This is a genomic window from Microbacterium sp. Se63.02b (assembly GCF_014171575.1).
Classification (GTDB): domain Bacteria; phylum Actinomycetota; class Actinomycetes; order Actinomycetales; family Microbacteriaceae; genus Microbacterium.
Genome location: NZ_CP050453.1, coordinates 1,470,071 through 1,488,109 on the forward strand (window position 1 = coordinate 1,470,071; position 18,039 = coordinate 1,488,109).

The window sequence follows — 18,039 nt, forward strand, 5'->3', positions numbered from 1 at the left end:
CGGATGAGCATGCTGAACCGCCCCGCGAGCGGCACGGAGACTGGCGAGATCGTCGCCTCGATGCGCGACTACGAGAGCGCGCAGAAGACGGTGTCGAAGCTGATCGCGGGGGAGGTGCCTGCACGGGACATCGCGATCGTCGGGCAGAGCGTGCGGACGGTCGAGCGGGTCACCGGCAAGTTGGGCTATGCGGCGGCCGCGCGCTCCGGTGCGATCAACGGCGTCCTGATCGGCCTGTTCCTCTCGGCGATCCTCGTGCTCGGCAATCCCGAGGTGCCGATCCAGCTCTTCGTCGGCTTCGTCTTCATCGGCGTCGCCGTCGGCATGATCCTCAGCCTCGTGACGTACGCGATCGTCCGACGCCGGCGCGATTTCGCGAGCGTCACGCAGTTCGCGGCCGACCACTATGAGGTCACCGTGCTGGCAGCCTCGCTCGCCAAGGCGCGTCAGGTGCTGGGGGCAGCCAGGGTCGCCCCCGTGCGTCCGCCGGTGAACCTCGACGAGCCGCCCAAGTACGGCGAGCGGATCGCTCCGGGCGCCACGGCGCCTGCTCCGGCACCGGAGGAGCCCGTGATCCCGCCGCGCCCAGCGGACCCGGTGGCCGAGCCCGTCGCCGAGCCGGGTACGGAGCCGACGCCGGAAGCGGGCGATGCCGCAGAGTCGACCGACTCGATTCCACCCCGGCGCGCCTGGCGTCGAGGGCGGCAGGGCATGACGGTGACGCTGTCCCCGCGCGTGCGATGACCGACATCCGCGTCGAGCTCCCCACCGGGACCACGACGGTCTCGGCGGACTGGAGTCCCGGGGACGGCCGCGCGATCGTCGCTGTGGCCCACGGTGCAGGAACCGGCAAGGACCACCCGTTCCTCACCGGCTTCACGGATGCGCTCGGCGAGCGCGGTTTCTCGACGCTGCGGTTCAACTTCCCGTACGTGGAGCAGGGCCGGAGGATGCCGGGGCCCGCCGCACATGCGATCGCGACCTGGAACGCGGTCGTGGCTTTCGCCCGCGCGCACGATGCGGAGGCACCCGTGTGGGCGGCCGGCAAGTCCTACGGCGGACGTATGGCCTCGATGGCGGTGGCCGACGGCCTCGAGGTCGACGGCCTGGTCTACCTCGGCTATCCGCTGCATCCACCGGGTCGCCCGGAGAAGCCCCGTGTGGAGCATCTGCCCGCGATCGACGTGCCCCAGCTCTTCGTGGAGGGGACGAACGATCCCTTCATCCAACCGATCCCGCAGTTCCAGGAAGCTGTCGCTTCGTGTCGAGATGCCCGCGTGGAGTGGATCGAGGGGGCAGGTCACACCTTCGAGGTGAAGGGGCGCAAGCGTCCCGCCGCAGAGATCGGGGCATCGCTCGCGCCGGTCGTCGCCGCGTTCATCGGCCTCTAGACGAGCGAGGACAGCTCAGGGTCGGCCAGGATCCTCCGGAGTGTCGAAAGCCCGAGCGCGCTCATCTCCGGGTTCGACTCCTCGTAGTACCAGCCGAGCCCGATCGCCTGCTGGAAGGCCCACGCAGCGCCGCGCCGCCATTCGATCTCCCCGGCGCCGACCTCGTCGCGCAGCACCTGCCGCGCCGGCGCGTCGAAGACGTGCCATGCCGCGACGAGGTCGAGCGCCCGGTCGGCGGGGCCGAATCCGCCGCCGTCGAGGACCCCGAGAGACGCGTCTCGCCGCCGCGTTCGTCGACGAGCAGGTTGAACGGCGTCAGGTCGCGATGGCTCATGACGTCCGGCCCCGATACGGGGAGCTCGCGGAGCGTCGACCACAGCGCCGTCGCGCGCCCAACGTCGATCAGGTGACGACTGCGCACCAGACACTGCGTCACCCACTCATCGTGGTCGGCGAGGTCGCCGCCGCGTCCGTGACCGTCGAAGACCCGGCCGCCGGGGTCGACTGACCGCAGCGCCAGGATCAGGATGGCCAGGTCGTGCGCCAAGGAGACGGACGTCGCATGGGCGCCGGAGTGCGCGGTGTCGCCGGGGACCCAGGTCTGCACAGACCAGGCGGACGGGTACGCATCGCTTCCGCCCCCGGCCCCGTGCGGCAGGGGGCCGGGAACGGCGACGACGCCGCGAAGGCCGTCAGCGCCCGCCCTCGGCCTCCACCTCCGCGCGTGTGGCTGGGAGGAGAGGAAAACGCGCCACGAGGTCGTCTCCGAGACGGATGATCGTGTTGACTGTGCCGGTGGTGTGCACCCGGCGAAGTTCCCGATCAGCGAGGTCGGGGAACGTTGCGCCGATCAGGCTCCTGGCGAGCGCGTCGTCGACCGCGAGCTCGGAGTCGTGCATCCGCGGCCGTCAACCCTGCAGTCGTGCGATCCACGCCTCGACCTCGTCGGCCGTGCGCGGGATGTCCGCCGACAGGTTCACGGGACCGTCCTCGGTCATCAGGATGTCGTCCTCGATGCGGACGCCGATGCCGCGGAGCTCTGCGGGCACCGTGAGGTCGTCGATCTGGAAGTAGAGACCGGGCTCGATCGTGAACACCATGCCGGGCGTCAGGATGCCGTCGTAGTACATCTCCCGCCGGGCCTGCGCGCAGTCGTGCACGTCGATGCCGAGGTGGTGCGAGGTGCCGTGCACCATGTACCGACGGTGCTGGCCGCCCTTGTCGGCATCGATCGCCTCGTCGGCCGACACGGGGAGCAGGCCCCACTCGGCGGTGCGCTGGGCGATGACCTTCATGGCGGCGCCGTGCACGTCGCGGAAACGCACTCCCACCTGGGCGGCGGCGAATGCGGCGTCCGCGGCCTCGCGCACCGTCTCGTACACCCGACGCTGCACCTCCGTGAACGTGCCGGAGACCGGCAGGGTGCGGGTGATGTCGGCGGTGTACAGGCTGTCGGCCTCGACGCCGGCGTCTACGAGGATCAGGTCGCCGGGAACCACCGTGCCGTCGTTGCGGGTCCAGTGCAGATAGCACGCGTGCGGACCGGACGCGGCGATCGTGTCATATCCCTCGCCGTTGCCGTCTTCGCGGGCGCGACGGTGGAAGACGCCCTCCACGACCCGCTCGCCGCGCGCGTGAGCCACGGCGGAGGGCAGCTCGCGGATGATGTCGTCGAAGCCCTTCGCCGTGATCTCCACGGCACGCCGCATCTCGGCGATCTCGAACTCGTCCTTGATGAGGCGCAGCTCCGAGACGAAGCGGGTGAGGGCTTCGTCCTCGTCGAGCACGAGCTCGCCGTCGACGGGCTCGAGCTCGTGCAGGTGCGCCGTCGCGATGTCGAGGTCGGCCGCGACGCCGGCGAGGGACGGACGCGGTCCGATCCAGAACTCGCCGATCGTCGCATCGGCGTAGAACTCGGTGGTCGTGCGGTCGGCGCGCTCGCGGAAGTACAGGGTGACGTCGTGCCCGTCGTCGGTGGGGGCGAACACGAGGACGGAGTCCGGTTCGGCGTCGGACGCCCACCCGGTCAGATGCGCGAAGGCGGAGTGCGCACGGAACACGTAGTCGGTGTCGTTGCTGCGCTGCTTGAGCGCGCCGGCCGGGAGCACCAGTCGTCGCCCGGGGAACGCCGCAGAGACCGCGGCACGGCGCACGGCCGCGTACGCCGCCTGTGCGCGCGGGGCAGGGAGCGTCTCAGGGCGCTCGGCCCAGCCGGTGGAGATCGTGTCGAGGAAGCCCTGGGGGAACGGCTGCTTGCGGTTCGTGGTGCTGTTCTCGGCGGACGCTTCGACGGGGGTTTCTGCGATCGTGTCGCGCTCTCCGGTGCTCATCCCTCCAGTCTGTCATCTGCAGGGCGGCAGGGGGACATCAGCCCGCGGGCTCCAGCTGTACGACGAGGGCGCGATGGTCGCTGCCGCCGGCGTCGTCGAGAACGACCGAACCGGTCGGCGTCCAGTTCTGGGAGGCCATCACGTGGTCGATCGGTGCGCCGGCGAGGGCGGGGAGCGAGCTCGGCCAGGTGCCGGCGAGACCGCTGCCCGTGCGAGAGGCGACGTCGCGGCAATAGCCCATGTCGCCGCCTTCCACCCCAGAGAAGCCATGTGATCGATCGTCGCGTTGAAGTCGCCGGCGAGGATGAAGTCGCCGGCGGGGCACTGGTCGGCGATCCATTGCAGGTCGCTCTGCCACTGCCGCATCTCCTCCATGCGAGGGGCGACGGCATGCACGGCGACGATGGTGGGGCCGGAGCCGTCGACAGGCATCAGGACCACGCTCGGCACGGAACCCGTGTTGCTCGAGCCGTCCTTCGACGACTCGATCACGGAGTACTCACCCAGGTCGGGGGCGACCAGCACGGTGGTCTGCCAGGACTGGGGCCCGTCCGGGATGTCGGGGCGGAACTGCACGTGGTGCACCCACATCGGGTGCCCCTGTTCCCGCAGCATGATGGCGATGCGCTCGCCGACGGCCTCGGTCGTCTCGGGGAGAGCGACGATGTCGGCACCCTGATCGAGGATCTGCCGGGCGATCTCCTCCGCGGCGACGGCCTCGCCCGCCGTGTTCCAGGTGAGCACGCGGACGCTGCTCTCGGTCTTCGCGGGGAGGTCGGCAGCGCCGAACCCGCGGGTGACGCCGATCAGACCCGTCGCTCCGGCGCCGAGGAGGGCGACGATCAGCACCGAGGCGGCGAATCCGCGCAGCGGGCGGGCGAACAGCAGGAGCAGGGCGAGCACCGCCACCACCAGGAAGCCGCCGAGGACCAGCCCCTGTGCCGAGACGAGCTGAGCGAACGGGTAGGTCTGCTCGAGGCGGAAGAACTGCGGCCACACCACGACCGCCGTCGCGATCGCGAGCAGCACGGTGAAGAGGATCCCCAGTAGTCGAAACATCCCTTCCAGCCTAGGAGCGCACCCTGTGAAGTCCCTGCCTCGACATCCCGTTTCCGAGCGCCTGCGCGTCTCGGCCGTGCGGCTCTCGGTACGCTCGGAGGATGGCCACTCCGTCCTCCGGGTTCGCCGGTCCCGCCGACCTGCACCTGCACTCCAACCACTCCGACGGCACGGAGTCGCCGGCCGAGGTGATGCGACAGGCGCACGCACACGGGATCCGGACGGCCGCCCTCACCGACCACGACCGTTCGACGGGATGGGGAGAGGCCGCCGAGACCGCCGCAGGACTCGGGATGACCTTCATCCCCGGCATGGAGCTGTCGGCGAAGCACGAGTGGCGCAGCGTGCACGTCCTGGGCTATCTGTTCGACCCCGACGACGAGGCCCTGCGCGCCGAGACCGACCGGATCCGCGGCGACCGCATCGGCCGCGCCGAGCGCATCGTGCGCAGCATCGGCCGCGACTACGACCTGCACTGGGACGATGTCGTCGCGCAGACGACCATGGATGCCACGGTGGGGAGGCCGCACATCGCCGACGCGCTCGTCGCGCGGGGTATCGTGCGGGACCGGACAGAGGCGTTCGACGGCATCCTGCACCCCCGCGAGGGGTACTACGAGCCGCACTACGCGCCGGACCCGCTGACCGCCGTCCGTTTGATCACCGAGGCCGGGGGCGTGGCGATCATCGCGCATCCCGTCACCACCGGCCGCGATCGGATGATGCCAGTGCCGTTCATCGAGCGCCTGATCGCTGCGGGACTCGGCGGATTCGAGATCGACCACCGGGAGAACACGGCAGCGGGCAAGCGGGTGCTGCGCGAGCTCGCCGCGAAGCACGACCTCATCGTCACCGGCTCGAGCGACTACCACGGCAGCGGGAAGCCGAACCGCCCCGGCGAGAACACCACGTCCGACGAGATGGTCGCCCGGCTCATAGCACGCGCGACGGGCACAGCCCCGCGGTTTCCCTGATCCTCGGCACTCTGTCGGCCATCTCCCGGCGACCTGTCGACCGGGACCGCTAGGTTTCCTGGCATGCAGCGAGCGACCTCTCTGGAGCGCCGCGTCGACGGGATCGCTCACCGCCTTCTCCGCGACGCCCCGGCGGACGGCATCCGCGCCGGCCTGATCGAATTCACGGTCTTCGTCCTCAAGCAGGCATGGGCGTGCATCTTCGGCGCGGCGCTGCTGGTCGTGATCGTCGCAGCCCGGCTGTGGTACCCCGACGACGCGGCCCTCGCGCGCAATGACGCGCTGACGATCGCGGCCGTCCTCATCCAGATCGCGATGCTCGTCTTCCGGCTGGAGAGCGGCCGCGAGCTGTGGGTCATCGTGCTCTTCCACATCACCGGCACCGTGATGGAACTCTTCAAGACCGATGTCGGCTCGTGGGCGTATGCCGCAGACGGGTTCCTCCGCATCGGCGGGGTTCCCCTGTTCAGCGGCTTCATGTATGCGGCCGTCGGCTCGTACATGGTGCGCGTCTACCGCCTGTTCGACCTCGGCTTCACCCGGTACCCCCGCCGCTGGATCACGGCCGTCCTCGCGGCGGCGATCTACGTCAACTTCTTCGCGCATCACTGGTGGTGGGATGCACGCTGGGTGCTGCTGGCCGGTGTCGTCGTGCTGTGGCTGCCGACCGTGATGCACGCACGCATCTGGCGTCGGACGATCAGGCTCCCGCTGCTCGTGGTGTTCGCCGGCGTGGCCCTGTTCATCTACCTCGCGGAGAACATCGGAACGTGGGCGGGTGCATGGGCATATCCCGATCAGGCCGAGGGATGGCAGCCCGTGTCCCTGAGCAAGCTGAGCTCGTGGTTCCTGCTGATGATCATCTCGGTCGTGCTGGTCGCCTGGGTGTATCCGCCGCAGGTGCCTGCGGCGCTGCTCCGGGAGGACGAGGCGAGGGCTCGACTCTGACGCGTCGCCGACCTCGGCGTGACGCGGACGACGAAGGGCGCGTGCCGCGGATGACCCTCCGCTGCACGCGCCCTTCGTGAGGCGATCGTGTCTCAGGCCCCCGTGACGGGTGCGGCGCCCGCGCCGGAGCCGCCGCGACGACGGCGGCGGCGGCGCGCCGGAGCCGGCTTGCCGTCGTGGTGCTCCTTGCCTGCACCGTCGTGGGTGCCTGCCCCTCGGCGCCGCGGGGCGCGGGGGAGGACTCTCCCTCGCCGGAAGACGTCTCGGCGGCGCCCTCGACGAAGGTCGAGCCGACCGGGGTGGTGCTGTTGCGGCGACGACGCCGGCGACGCGTGCCGCCCTCGTCGGTACCTTCGGCGGCTGCGTCGGCAGCGCGCTCCGGACGGCGGGTGCGCTCCGTCTTCACCGACTCCGTCTTCGGAGCGGAGACGAGGCGGCCCTTCGTTCCGGCGGGGATGTCGAGGTCTTCGTAGAGGTGCGGGCTCGACGAGTACGTCTCGATGGGCTCCGGCTGGCCGAACTCGAGGGCGCGGTTGATGAGGGCCCACTTGTGCAGGTCCTCCCAGTCGACGAAGGTGACCGCGATGCCCGTCTTGCCCGCGCGTCCTGTGCGGCCGGCGCGGTGCAGGTACGTCTTGTCCTCATCGGGGATGGTGTGGTTGATCACGTGGGTGACGTCGTCGACGTCGATGCCTCGGGCGGCCACGTCGGTCGCGACGAGCACGTCCTTCTTGCCGGCCTTGAACGCGGCCATCGAGCGCTCGCGCTGGTCTTGGCCCATGTCGCCGTGCACGCCGCCGACGTTGAAGCCGCGATCGCTCAACTCGTCGACGAGGCGCTGCGCCGCACGCTTGGTGCGGGTGAAGATCACGGTCTTGCCCCGGCCTTCGGCCTGCAGGATGCGGGCGATGACCTCGTCCTTGTCCATGGAGTGCGCACGGTAGACGAGGTGCTTGATGTTGGCCTGCGTGAGGCCCTCGTCGGGGTCGTTCGCGCGGATGTGGATCGGGTTCGTCATGAAACGACGGGCCAGCGCCACGATCGGGCCGGGCATCGTCGCCGAGAATAGCTGGGTGTGCCTGACCGCCGGGACCTTCTGGAAGATCTTCTCGATGTCGGCGAGGAAGCCGAGGTCGAGCATCTTGTCCGCTTCGTCGAGCACGACCTCGGTCGCGTTCGAGAGGTCGAGCAGCCGCTGTCCGGCGAGGTCGATCAGACGCCCGGGAGTTCCGACGACGATCTGCGCGCCGGCCTTGAGCTGATCGATCTGACCCTCGTAGGCCTTGCCGCCGTAGATGGCGACGACGCTCGTCGAGCGGTTGCTGGTGAGCAGATCGATGTCTTCGTACACCTGGACCGCGAGCTCGCGGGTCGGCACCACGATGAGCGCCTTGACACCGTGCTCCGGGTCCTTTCCGAGCCGCTGGACGACGGGGATGCCGAAGCCGAAGGTCTTTCCCGTTCCGGTCTTCGCCTGGCCGATGATGTCCTGGCCGGGAAGACCGAGGGGGATCGTCTGCTCCTGGATGGGGAACGCGTCGACGATGCCCTTCGCGGCGAGTGCGTCGACGATGTCCTGATCGATGCCGAGATCGGCGAAAGTTGTCACTTTATTCAGATTGCCTGTCCGGCGACCCTGCGGGATCGCCACGTAAACGGAGCCACGCCGTCTCTTGTGCCACAGGCGCGGGGCCCCGCTCCGACGGCGGGGACACGCCCAGCCTACCCGAGGGGTGGTGCGGACCAGGAAGGAGGCGACGGCGCGGGTATTGTGAACGTCGTGGTGGACTCGGGAGGAAGACCTCGTGGTTAAGTGGTTCTGGCAGCGCGAAGACGCGCCCCGACGTACCCTCGCTCTGCGCAGCCGAGGGGAGCAGAGCGACGCGACGCGCATCGACTTCGCCGAGCTCGCCCCCGAGCTCGACCGTTTCCTCGGTCAGGCCGCGTATCTGCAGCTCGGCTACTTCGAGACCCTCACCCGGCTGATCCGCGCGACACCCGAACTGTCGGAGAAGGAGTCCCTGTCCCGTGCGGCCGGTGCGGCGTTGACCAAGCACCGCGGCATCGTCGACCTCATCGCCGAGCGCGGCGACGACCCGACGCAGGTGATGCTCCCGTTCCGGGAGAACCTCGACGCGTTCCGACGCAAGACGATCGGCGCGCGACCGCGCGAGACGCTGCTGGCGGTCTACATCACCGCCGGCATGCTCGACGACTTCTACCTCGCACTCGCTTCGAGCTACGGCGAGATCGGGCGGCGGGCAGCCGAGGTCCTCCGCGAGGACGACGCGCGCCATGAGATCGTCGCGATCATCCAGGAGACGATCGAGAGCGACGAGGAGTGGCGCTCGCTCCTGTCGATGTGGGCGCGGCGTCTCGTCGGCGACACGATCCTCGTCTGCCGTTCGGCGCTGCGGCCGGAACTGCTCGAAGTGTCGGATGACCGCATCGAGCCGGTCTACACCGAGCTCATGGGTGCACACGCACGCCGTATGGATGCGATGGGGCTCGCCTCCTGAGCGGACGACGCCGACGTCAGATGCCGAGCGCGGCGCGGGCCGCCGCATCGGACCGGCGGCGCAGACGAGTGGTCGCCCATGTCGCCAGCGCCGCGATCGCGACAGCGCCCAGAACGCTCGCGAGCCACAGCCAGATGCTGTCTTCGCCGACGCCCGCCCACTGCAGACCCGTGTAGAGGAGCGCCGACGCGGCCGTCGCGATGGCCGGGGCGAGCGCCACTCCGCGCAGCTCTCGGTCGGCGATCATGAAGTGCACCGCGATCCCGAGCGCGCACGCTCCGATGAGTGCGAGGAGGATGTACATCGTCGGATCAGGCGACGAAGCCGACGCGGCGGGACTCCTCGGTTCCCAGCTCGATGTAGGCGAGATTCGCGGTCGGCACGATGTAGGAGTTGCCCTTGACGTCGGCGAAGCTCACGTGCGTGGCGTTCTGCTCCAGCGCGGTCGAGACCTGCGTGCGGACCTCGTCCGCGCTCGAGGCGGTGTCGAAGCTGAGTTCGCGGCCGGTGTTGATGATGCCGATGCGGATTTCCACGCGTGCTCCTTGAAGTTCGGGGACTGGGGCAACTCTACCCCGCACGCCGCGGCGGGGATCGGCCGCAGGGGCGGTTTCGCCGTGAGCGCACAGGCGCGCGCAGGGCCGCCGGGTCCCTGCGACGGGCGCGACCGCACTACGATGTCGGCTCGTCCGGATAGCGTGGACAGCATGACATCGGATGCCGCGCAGCGAGCCGTGATCGCCGCACAGCCCTCCGCATCCGGCGTGATCATCGGAGCGCCGGGGACGGGCAAGACGCGCACGCTGGTCGACCGCATCGTCCACCTGCTCGACGAGCAGGGCATGCGCCCGGAGCAGGTGCTCGCGCTCACCCCGAGTCGCCAGGCTGCGACGGCGCTGCGCGATCGGGTCGGCGTGCGGATCGGCCAGGCGACACCGGGACCCCTCGCGCGGTCGCTCGGGTCCTTCGCCTTCCAGCTGGTGCGCGGAGCGACGGTGCAGGAAGGAGCGGAGCCGCCTGCTCTGCTCACCGGCGCGGACCAGGACCGGATCATCGCGGAACTCCTCGCCGGCGACGCCGAAGACGGTCGCATCGCCTGGCCCGAGGCGCTCAGCCCGTCGGTGCGCGCATCGAAGGGCTTCCGTTCCGAGCTCCGCGCCTTCCTCGCCGAGTGCACCGAGAGCGGCATCCACCCCGAAGAGCTCCGCGAGTCCGGCGACGACGTGTGGGTGGCGGCGGCCGAGTTCCTCGTCGAGTATCGGGCGGTGCTCGACGCCTCACGCGCGGCGCACCGCGATGCCGCCGACCTCTTGGCCGAGGCGAGCACGGTCCTCCAGCGGGCGCAGCCCTCGACATTGGGTCCGCTCGCGCCCCTGCAGGTCGTGCTGATCGACGACGCGCAGGAGCTCACACGCGGCGGGGTCGCCATGGTCCGTGCGCTGCGCGGCCGCGGGATCGCCGTCCTGGCGTTCGGCGATCCCGACATCTCGTCCGGGTCCTTCCGCGGCGCCAGCCCGGAGCTCTTCGCCCAGCTCGTCGGTGCCCTGGGCGAGGTGCACGTGCTCGACGGCGCGCACCGGCAGCGGCCGGCGCTGACCGCGCTCACACGTACAGTGACCCAGGCGATCGGCGTCTCCGGGCGGGTCGAGCATCGCCGTGCTCCCGCGGCCGTTGGCGCCGAAGAGATCGAGTCCACCGTGTCGACGTTCATCGCGCCGTCGCCGTATGAAGAGTTCGACCGCATCGCGGGAGTCATGCGGCACTGGCATCTCTCCGAAGGGGTCCGTTGGGATCGGATGGCGGTCATCGCCCACGACACCCGACAGGTCACGACACTGGAGACGGAGCTGGCTGCGCGCGAGATACCCACACGTGCCGCGGGAGTCCAGCGCCCTCTGGGCAGCGAGGGGATCGTGCGAGACATCGTCGGGATCGTGCGGCTGGCGCTGACGCCGATCGAGGAGCGCACTTCGGAGGCACTCGAGGAGGCGTTGCGGACGCCTTTCGGCGGGATGGACGCGATCGGTCTCCGGCGACTCCGCGGGCGGCTCCGGCACATCGAGCTCGAACAGGGTGGGTCGACGCCGGCACGCGAACTGCTGCGCCAGGCGATGGCGAACCCGGCCCATCTGACGCTCATCGACGCGCCGGAGTCGCGCACGGCCGAGCGTTTCGCGGAGACCATCGCGGCCACCTCCAGGGCTGCGCTCGAGGGAGAGACCATCCACGACCTGCTCTGGCGGGTATGGGATCAGGCGCGCGCCGTCGACGGGCGGCGGCTGCAGGTCGCGTGGCGCGAGATCTCTCAGCTGCCCACCGGAGCGGAGACCGCGCGATCGCTCGACGCCCTGGTCTCGCTCTTCGATGCGGCGAAGCGCTTCGTCGAGCGCACGCCCCACGAGAACGCGGAGAGGTTCGTGCGTGACATCCTCGACAGCGAGGTGCCGGAGGACTCGCTGTCCACTCCCGACCGGCCGGGGAAGGTGACGTTGCTGACTCCGGCCACGGCCCTGGGCACCGAGTTCGATGCGGTCGTCGTCGCCGGCGTGCAGGACGGCGTCTGGCCGAACGTCCGACTGCGAGGCGGGCTGCTGCAGACCTGGCGCCTGGCCGACACGATCCAGGCGGCACGCACCGGCACGAGCGTCGAGCCCCCGGCGTCCTCGACCGACGACGTGCGGCATTGCACGACGAACTGCGGCTCTTCGTCCGAGCGGTGTCGAGGGCGCGGGATCGGCTCTTCATCACCGCGGTCGATGACGACGATCTGACGCCGAGTCCGTTCTTCGGCTTCCTGCCTGCTCCGGAGCCTCCGGGACGCCACGCTTCCGCCGAGCATCCGCTCACACTGCGCGGACTCGTGGCCAGACATCGCCGCACGCTCACCTCGGCGCACGCGGAGTCGACGCGAGCGGACGCCGCAGAGCAACTGGCCGTCCTCGCGCGCGAGGGCGTGCCCGGTGCGGCTCCCGCCGAGTGGTACGGGGTGGTGCCGGCGTCGACCGACGCTCCGCTGCGCGACCTCGCCGTCGCGGGTGCACGGGTCTCGCCGTCGAAGATGGAGTCGTACGAGGAGTGCGGCCTCAACTGGGTCGTGTCGGCGCTCGGTGGCGATACCGTGATGCCGCCGACGGCCGGCATCGGCACGATCGTGCACGAGGCGATGGAGCGCGTCCCCGACGGTGACCTGGAGCGGATGCGCGCGATCGTCGCGGAGCACTGGCCGGAGCTCGACTTCGAGACCGAGTGGATCGGCCGTAAAGAGAGACGCCGCGCAGACGTGCTCGTCGATCGACTGCACACCTACATCGGGGACGTGCGCCGAGAGGGCGGCCGCGTGATCGGCAGCGAGTCGGAGTTCCGGTTCGCCGTCGACGTCGCCGGAGAGACGGCAGGCGGAGACGTTCCCACAGTGCGTCCGGTGGGAGAGGATCGCGCGAACCAGGCGGTCATCCACGGCTACATCGACCGGGTCGAGGCATATCCGCCCGGTGCCGGAGAGCACGCCCATGCACGCGGCCGCGGTTGGGAGCGGATGTCCGGCGGCCCGGAAGGTTCCACCGTCGTGGTCGACCTCAAGACGGGGAAGAACGACCCGGAGTCCGACTCCGGGGTGCTCGAACACGCGCAGCTCTCCGCCTACCAGATCGCCGTCCAGCAGGGGCTGATCGAGGGCGCATCGCCCGCGTCGCTCGCGGGTGCGCGACTGGTCGTCGTCTCCAAGACCCTCGCCAAGAGCGACTACCGCATCGCGCACCAGCACACGCTGGACGACGAATCCCGCTCCGCGTTCCTGCGGCGGGTCTCCGACGCCGCCCGCGGTATGTCGGCGTCGAGCTTCACCGCCCAGGTCGAGTCGCATTGCGCGGATACACAGCGCCGTGTGCACCCGTGCCGCATCCACACGGTGCCGGCGGTCAGCTCGTGACGGCGTGGACGACGGGAGAGGGGATATCCGCCACCGACATCGCCGCGGCTCTGGGGCAGCCTTCGCCGACCCCGGCGCAGCAGCGCGTGATCGAGGCCCCGCCGGCGCCGGCGCTGGTCGTCGCGGGAGCAGGGAGCGGCAAGACCGAGACGATGTCTGGGCGAGTGGTGTGGCTGGTCGCGAACGGGCACGTGCGGCGGGACGAGATCCTCGGCCTCACATTCACCCGCAAAGCGGCGGGCGAGCTCGCGGAACGGATCGGGCATCGGCTCGCGGTCATCGACGAGTACGGGCGCCGCGGTCTTCTCCCGCACCTTGCGGAGATCGTGGCATCGGGCGCGTTGCGCCGTGTCGACGAGGCCGCGCAGGGCAGGCAGCGCGAACTCGTCCGCGCGCACGTGCTCGACGAACTGGCGGCGCATCACGGCACGGGCTGGACTCCCGCGACGCCTCGGGCGGCGGAAGACCTGATGATCCGACCGCGCGTCTCCACGTACAACGCCTTCGCCGACGGCATCGTCCGCGAGCACGCTGCGAGGATCGGGCGCGATCCCGACGTGGCGATGCTCAGCCAGGCCGCGTCGTGGATGCTCGCGCGGGAGGTCGTGCTCCGCAGCGACATCCCCGAGCTGGAGAACATCGAGTTCGCGCTCGGCACCGTCATCGACGCGGTGCAGCGGCTCGCCGGAGAAGCGCTGGACCATCGCGTGGACCTCGATCTCGCCGAGCGCATCGCCAGGGAGCAGGCCGTCGCGTTCGAGCCCTATCGGGGCAATGCCGACGTCGACAAGGCCGCGGTGAATCTGCTGAGCCTGTCGACGCTCACGCGCCTCGTCCGCGACTACATCTCCGAGAAGGAGCGCCGCGGCGTGCTCGACTTCGCGGATCAGGTCGGGGGAGCCTACGACATCGTCGAGTCCGCGCCCGATGTGCGGGCCGAACTGCGCGAGCAGCACCGCGTCGTGCTGCTCGACGAATACCAGGACACCTCGGTGATCCAGACGCGCTTCCTGGCGGAGCTGTTCCGCGATTCGGCGGTGATGGCCGTCGGCGACCCGCACCAGTCCATCTACGGCTGGCGAGGTGCGAGCGCCGACAACCTCTACGCGTTCTCGGGGACGTTCTCGAGCACGGGCACGGCACAGACGTACAGTCTCATGACGAGCTGGCGCAACGATCGGGGCATCCTCGGGATCGCGAACCGTGTGCTCGAACCACTGCAGCGCCCCGGCCTGGATGTCCCGCCGCTCGAACCGCGTCCAGGAGCAGGGGAGGGCAGCGTGAGCGTCGCGTATCCGCTCACGGTCGACGAAGAGGCGGCAGCGGCGGCCGAGTGGTTCGCCGCACGCAGAGCCGAGCACGATGCGCGCGGGTCCGGGCCAGGATCGCGCCCCCACACGGGTGCGATCCTGTTCCGGTCGAAGCGTCACATGCAGACCTTCGCGGCGGCGCTCGCGGCACGGGGCATACCGCACCGCATCCTCGGCCTCGGCGGGCTGCTCGCGACGCCGGAGGTGGTCGACGTCGTCTCGACGCTGAGAGTCGTGCACGATCCGACGGCGGGGTCCGCGCTGATCCGTCTCCTCACGGGGCCGCGGTTCGGTGTCGGCGTCGCCGACATGGCGGCTCTCTACGATCTCGGTCGTACGCTCTCCGAGCGTGACACGGCGATGGCGCCGCTGCCGGAGGAGGTGCGCGCACGGTTGCGATCCTCGCGTGGTGCCGATGAAGCGGTGTCGATCGTCGATGCGGTCGACGTGGTGCGAGCGGTGCGCGACGACTATCGACTGCTCGAGGCGATCACGCCCGAGGGTCGCGCGCGGATCCGGGCGGCGGGGGAGATGCTGGAGCGGCTGCGGCGGGCCTCCTCGCAGCCGATCCCCGAACTGATCCGGCTGATCGAGCTCGAGCTGCGCCTCGACATCGAACTCGCCGCGAACGAGACCAGGGGCCCTGCACGCATCGCGGCAACGCAGCTGCGTGCCTTCGCCGACGAGGTGCGCGCATTCCTCGCCGCCGACGACCGGGGAGCATCGGCAGTCTGCTCGCCTGGCTCGACAAGGCGGAGAGCACGGACGAGCTGATGCCGCGTCCGGAACCTCCGGAGGCCGGCGTCGTGCAGCTGCTCACGATCCACGGATCCAAGGGACTGGAGTGGGACGCGGTCGCTGTGGTCCGGCTGGTCGTCGACGAGCTTCCCAGCCGCGTGTCCAACACCTCGGGCTGGTTCGGGTTCGGCGTCGTGCCGTTCGAGCTGCGCGGCGACAGCGGTGCGCTCCCGCGCTTCGAGTGGGACCCCCTCGAGGCCGTGGGCGGTGAGACCGACCCCGGCAAGCGGCAGAAGCTCGCCCAGGCGTCCTTGTCCGGCGGCGCGACGAAGGCGAACCCTCAGGGTGGTGCGCTCAAACGCTTCAAAGACGCCTATCGCGCCTACCAGCAGCAGGAGGAGCGGCGTCTCGCCTATGTCGCCGTCACGCGTGCACGGACCGACCTCCTGCTCAGCGGTGCGCACTGGGCAGGGCAGAAGGCCCCTCGCACCCCGAGTCCCTTCCTCGCGGAGGCGATCGAGGTGCGGGGGCTCGATCCGATCGAGTCCGTGGATCCCGAAGACAACCCGTACGACGGCCCCGGTGCGACACTCCGGTGGCCGCTCGACCCGCTGGGGGCACGGAGGGAGGCCGTGACCGCGGCGGCGTCCACGGTGGAGGCCGCTGTGCGAGCGGGTGCCGCGGAGCCGACGATCGAGCTGTCACGGCTGCTCGCCGAACGCGCCGCCCGGCAGCGCGGCACCGACGCCGAGGCGCCGACGCGTGTGCCGGCATCGCGGTTCAAGGACTACGTGACCGACTTCGCCGGGACGTTGTCGTCGATCGTCCGACCGATGCCGGAACGCCCGTATCGGCAGACGCGCCTCGGCACGCTGTTCCATGCCTGGGTGGAGCAGCGTTCCGAACTCGTGGGCGTCGGGAGCCGCATCGACGAGGCGCTGTGGGAGGTCGATGAAGACGTGTCGCCGGATCCGGCCCCGCGGGCCGACGCTCCGGGGACATCGGCCGATGCCGCAGATCTCGCGGTCCTGCAGGCGACGTTCGAGCGCAGCGAGTGGGGCGGACTGAAACCGATCGCGGTCGAGATCGAGATCGACTTCGCGCTCCGCGCCGACGCCGACAAGACCGACGACGAGGGGCGGGCGCACATCGTGATCTGCAAGCTCGACGCCGTCTACCGGCGCGCCGACCGCATCGAGATCGTCGACTGGAAGACGGGGCGGGCTCCGCGCACCGAGAAGGAACGGGATGAGCGGATGCTGCAACTCGCCCTGTACCGGCTCGCCTACCACCGTCGCTTCGGTGTGCCGCTCGACGAGATCGACGTGGCGTTGTACTACGTGGCGGACGACCTGATCATCCGCGGCGACCGCGTCTACTCGGAGGAGGAGCTCTTCCAGCGCTGGAGTGCTGCACGCGCGGCACGCTGAGCTTCGTCCGAGTCGTCGTCGTCGGGTGCGGCTGCGGTGGCGGGCGGTGCGAGCGGATGGGAGTCCTCGCGCGCGCCGGCGACGCCGCTGGTCCCCGCGAACAGGCTCGCGACGCCGGAGAGGTCCTCGGTCGGGATGTCGAGCATCGCGGCGCGGCGCTCCTCCTCGTCGGTGCGTCGACCGGATGAGACGCCGGGCAGCATGTCTGGCGTGGATTCGGGTCCTCCGTCGGAATCCGTGTCGGAGCGGGCGTCCGACTCGTCCGCCGATTCCGACCACAGCTCCTCGGGGTTGTAGGCGTCGGTGTGCATCGACGTGTCGACGTCGGCGACCGCGGTCTTCGGCACACGATCGAGAGCGTCGAGGGCGGAGTCGACGCCGACGTTCCTGGCGTGGATCACGCTGAGGTCGTCGGCGCGCAGTCCATCAGCGAGCGCTGTGAGAAGCGCGGCCGCATCGTCGACGATGTCCGCTCGACGCATCGAGTCCCCATGCACGAGCCAGCGTGCGAACTCCAGCTCGGCGAGCAGACGCGCACGCACCTCCAGTCCGCTGTCGGTCGCCCGATCGATCGATCGGGCGTAGGCACGATGCACGTCGTCCGCGGCGTCCGGCGCCGCAGACAACCAGGAGAGATCGACCGCGGGGTCTCCGACGGAGAGTCCATGCCACCCGACCAGGCCGATGACCTCCGGGCCGCGCTCGGGGTCGTCGTCGAAGAGGAAGGACGTGGCCTGCACGCCGCCCAGGACGACGGTCGATTCGAACCGCCACAGGTCGTCGTCGGCGACGGCTTCGCGCCAGCGGACGGTGAGACGGGCGGGCACGCGTCCTGTGGCCGCAGCGGTGTCGACGAGGCGCTCCAGGTCGGCGCGACTCTCCTCGGCGCTACGCGTCGCGAGTCCCGCGCTGCGCACGACGGAGGTGGGCAGTTCATGGACGGCCGCGATCGACGCGCCCATCGACTCGGCGGCGCCACGCCCCGGCGGCACCATGGCCGCCTCGATCTGGAACCCGGGCAGCAGCTCGGTGACGAGCGCGCTCGCGTCACCGATGCGCGTCTCGCCGATGTATGCGGGGGCGCGGAACGGGAGCATGGCACGCGCTCCGTCCGTCAGTGCGCGCAGGGCGAGAGCCTCGGCGGCGAGTTCGCGCCCGGCGTCGTCGTCATCGGCGACGCGGATCGCGAGCTCGCGTCCATCGGCGAGCGAAGCGACCGCGGAGTCGAACCGTCCGTCGCCGTCTGCGCTCAGGCTGCGGGCGCCCGTGACCTCCGCCCCGGGCAGTGCAGCGGTCACGGCCGCGGCTAGAGTGAAAGGAGAGCGTCCCATGCCCCCAGGGTAGGTCGGCTCAGGGGCGGTCCCGCCTCCGCCACGCCCGTGAGAGAGGGAGTCGATGACCATTCAGCGCCC

Annotated in this window: 15 protein-coding genes and 2 pseudogenes; 8 read left to right on the plus strand and 9 right to left on the minus strand. The window is 70.4% G+C overall.

The features are described from left to right. The first annotated feature begins 3 nt into the window (after nucleotides 1-3). Entirely contained in the window at nucleotides 4-744 is a 741-nt protein-coding gene (locus G4G29_RS07290; protein ID WP_244632494.1) for a general stress protein, read from the plus strand. Continuing rightward, nucleotides 741-1,391: an alpha/beta family hydrolase gene (locus G4G29_RS07295; RefSeq protein WP_183152326.1), complete on the plus strand. Its 651-nt coding sequence runs from the start codon at nucleotides 741-743 to the stop codon at nucleotides 1,389-1,391. Before G4G29_RS07290 ends, G4G29_RS07295 begins: the two co-directional genes overlap by 4 nt. Here the strand turns inward: G4G29_RS07295 and G4G29_RS21630 are convergent. From G4G29_RS21630 to G4G29_RS07310, 5 genes and pseudogenes are all read right to left on the minus strand, one after another. Further along, nucleotides 1,388-1,768, minus strand: coding sequence for a hypothetical protein (locus G4G29_RS21630; RefSeq protein WP_244632495.1), 381 nt, complete (start codon nucleotides 1,766-1,768; stop codon nucleotides 1,388-1,390). The genes G4G29_RS07295 and G4G29_RS21630 overlap by 4 nt on opposite strands. Before the next feature lie 315 nt (nucleotides 1,769-2,083). Further along, nucleotides 2,084-2,290 (minus strand): hypothetical protein, encoded by a 207-nt coding sequence (locus G4G29_RS21635; protein ID WP_244632496.1) that lies wholly within the window; start codon nucleotides 2,288-2,290, stop codon nucleotides 2,084-2,086. A 9-nt stretch (nucleotides 2,291-2,299) separates the two neighbouring features. Beyond that, entirely contained in the window at nucleotides 2,300-3,721 is a 1,422-nt protein-coding gene (locus G4G29_RS07305) for an aminopeptidase P family protein (protein WP_183152327.1), read from the minus strand. 37 nt (nucleotides 3,722-3,758) lie between these two features. Next, entirely contained in the window at nucleotides 3,759-4,061 is a 303-nt protein-coding gene (locus tag G4G29_RS23915) for an endonuclease/exonuclease/phosphatase family protein (protein WP_345941164.1), read from the minus strand. Further along, nucleotides 4,013-4,780 (minus strand): annotated as a pseudogene (locus G4G29_RS07310) (endonuclease/exonuclease/phosphatase family protein); the annotation flags it as partial. The gene G4G29_RS23915 and the pseudogene G4G29_RS07310, both read right to left, overlap by 49 nt. A 101-nt stretch (nucleotides 4,781-4,881) precedes the next feature. Here G4G29_RS07310 and G4G29_RS07315 point away from each other — a divergent pair. Together G4G29_RS07315 and G4G29_RS07320 are read left to right on the plus strand one after the other, a co-directional pair. Beyond that, nucleotides 4,882-5,754: a PHP domain-containing protein gene (locus tag G4G29_RS07315; protein WP_183152328.1), complete on the plus strand. Its 873-nt coding sequence runs from the start codon at nucleotides 4,882-4,884 to the stop codon at nucleotides 5,752-5,754. Nucleotides 5,755-5,817: 63 nt separating this feature from the next. After that, nucleotides 5,818-6,702: a DUF817 domain-containing protein gene (locus tag G4G29_RS07320; protein WP_183152329.1), complete on the plus strand. Its 885-nt coding sequence runs from the start codon at nucleotides 5,818-5,820 to the stop codon at nucleotides 6,700-6,702. On the opposite strand, the gene G4G29_RS07325 is transcribed toward G4G29_RS07320, so the two are convergent. Beyond that, on the minus strand, nucleotides 6,614-8,311 hold the full coding sequence (locus tag G4G29_RS07325) for a DEAD/DEAH box helicase (protein WP_244632497.1): 1,698 nt from the start codon (nucleotides 8,309-8,311) through the stop codon (nucleotides 6,614-6,616). The genes G4G29_RS07320 and G4G29_RS07325 overlap by 89 nt on opposite strands. Nucleotides 8,312-8,507: 196 nt before the next feature. On the opposite strand from G4G29_RS07325, the gene G4G29_RS07330 reads away from it, so the two are divergent. Continuing rightward, nucleotides 8,508-9,221, plus strand: coding sequence for a ferritin-like fold-containing protein (locus G4G29_RS07330; RefSeq protein ID WP_183152331.1), 714 nt, complete (start codon nucleotides 8,508-8,510; stop codon nucleotides 9,219-9,221). A gap of 16 nt (nucleotides 9,222-9,237) precedes the next feature. Here G4G29_RS07330 and G4G29_RS07335 read toward each other — a convergent pair whose 3' ends face one another. Beyond that, a complete protein-coding gene (locus G4G29_RS07335) occupies nucleotides 9,238-9,525 on the minus strand; it encodes a hypothetical protein (RefSeq protein WP_183152332.1) in 288 nt (95 codons plus the stop codon). Between the two features lie 7 nt (nucleotides 9,526-9,532). Then, nucleotides 9,533-9,757, minus strand: a complete 225-nt coding sequence (locus G4G29_RS07340; RefSeq protein ID WP_183152333.1) for a DUF3107 domain-containing protein — start codon at nucleotides 9,755-9,757, stop codon at nucleotides 9,533-9,535. Nucleotides 9,758-9,928: 171 nt separating this feature from the next. On the opposite strand from G4G29_RS07340, the gene G4G29_RS21640 reads away from it, so the two are divergent. From G4G29_RS21640 to G4G29_RS07350, 3 genes and pseudogenes are all read left to right on the plus strand, one after another. Beyond that, nucleotides 9,929-11,992 (plus strand): ATP-dependent helicase, encoded by a 2,064-nt coding sequence (locus G4G29_RS21640; RefSeq protein WP_244632498.1) that lies wholly within the window; start codon nucleotides 9,929-9,931, stop codon nucleotides 11,990-11,992. Further along, the gene (locus tag G4G29_RS21645; protein WP_244632499.1) at nucleotides 11,905-13,149 is read left to right on the plus strand and encodes a PD-(D/E)XK nuclease family protein; all 1,245 of its coding nucleotides are present in this window, start codon (nucleotides 11,905-11,907) and stop codon (nucleotides 13,147-13,149) included. Before G4G29_RS21640 ends, G4G29_RS21645 begins: the two co-directional genes overlap by 88 nt. Then, a pseudogene (locus G4G29_RS07350) lies at nucleotides 13,146-16,627 on the plus strand (ATP-dependent DNA helicase). The gene G4G29_RS21645 and the pseudogene G4G29_RS07350 overlap by 4 nt, the downstream one beginning before the upstream one ends. Here the strand turns inward: G4G29_RS07350 and G4G29_RS07355 are convergent. Continuing rightward, nucleotides 16,573-17,925 (minus strand): hypothetical protein, encoded by a 1,353-nt coding sequence (locus G4G29_RS07355; RefSeq protein WP_183152777.1) that lies wholly within the window; start codon nucleotides 17,923-17,925, stop codon nucleotides 16,573-16,575. The pseudogene G4G29_RS07350 and the gene G4G29_RS07355 sit on opposite strands and share 55 nt — an antisense overlap. Between the last annotated feature and the right edge of the window lie 114 nt (nucleotides 17,926-18,039).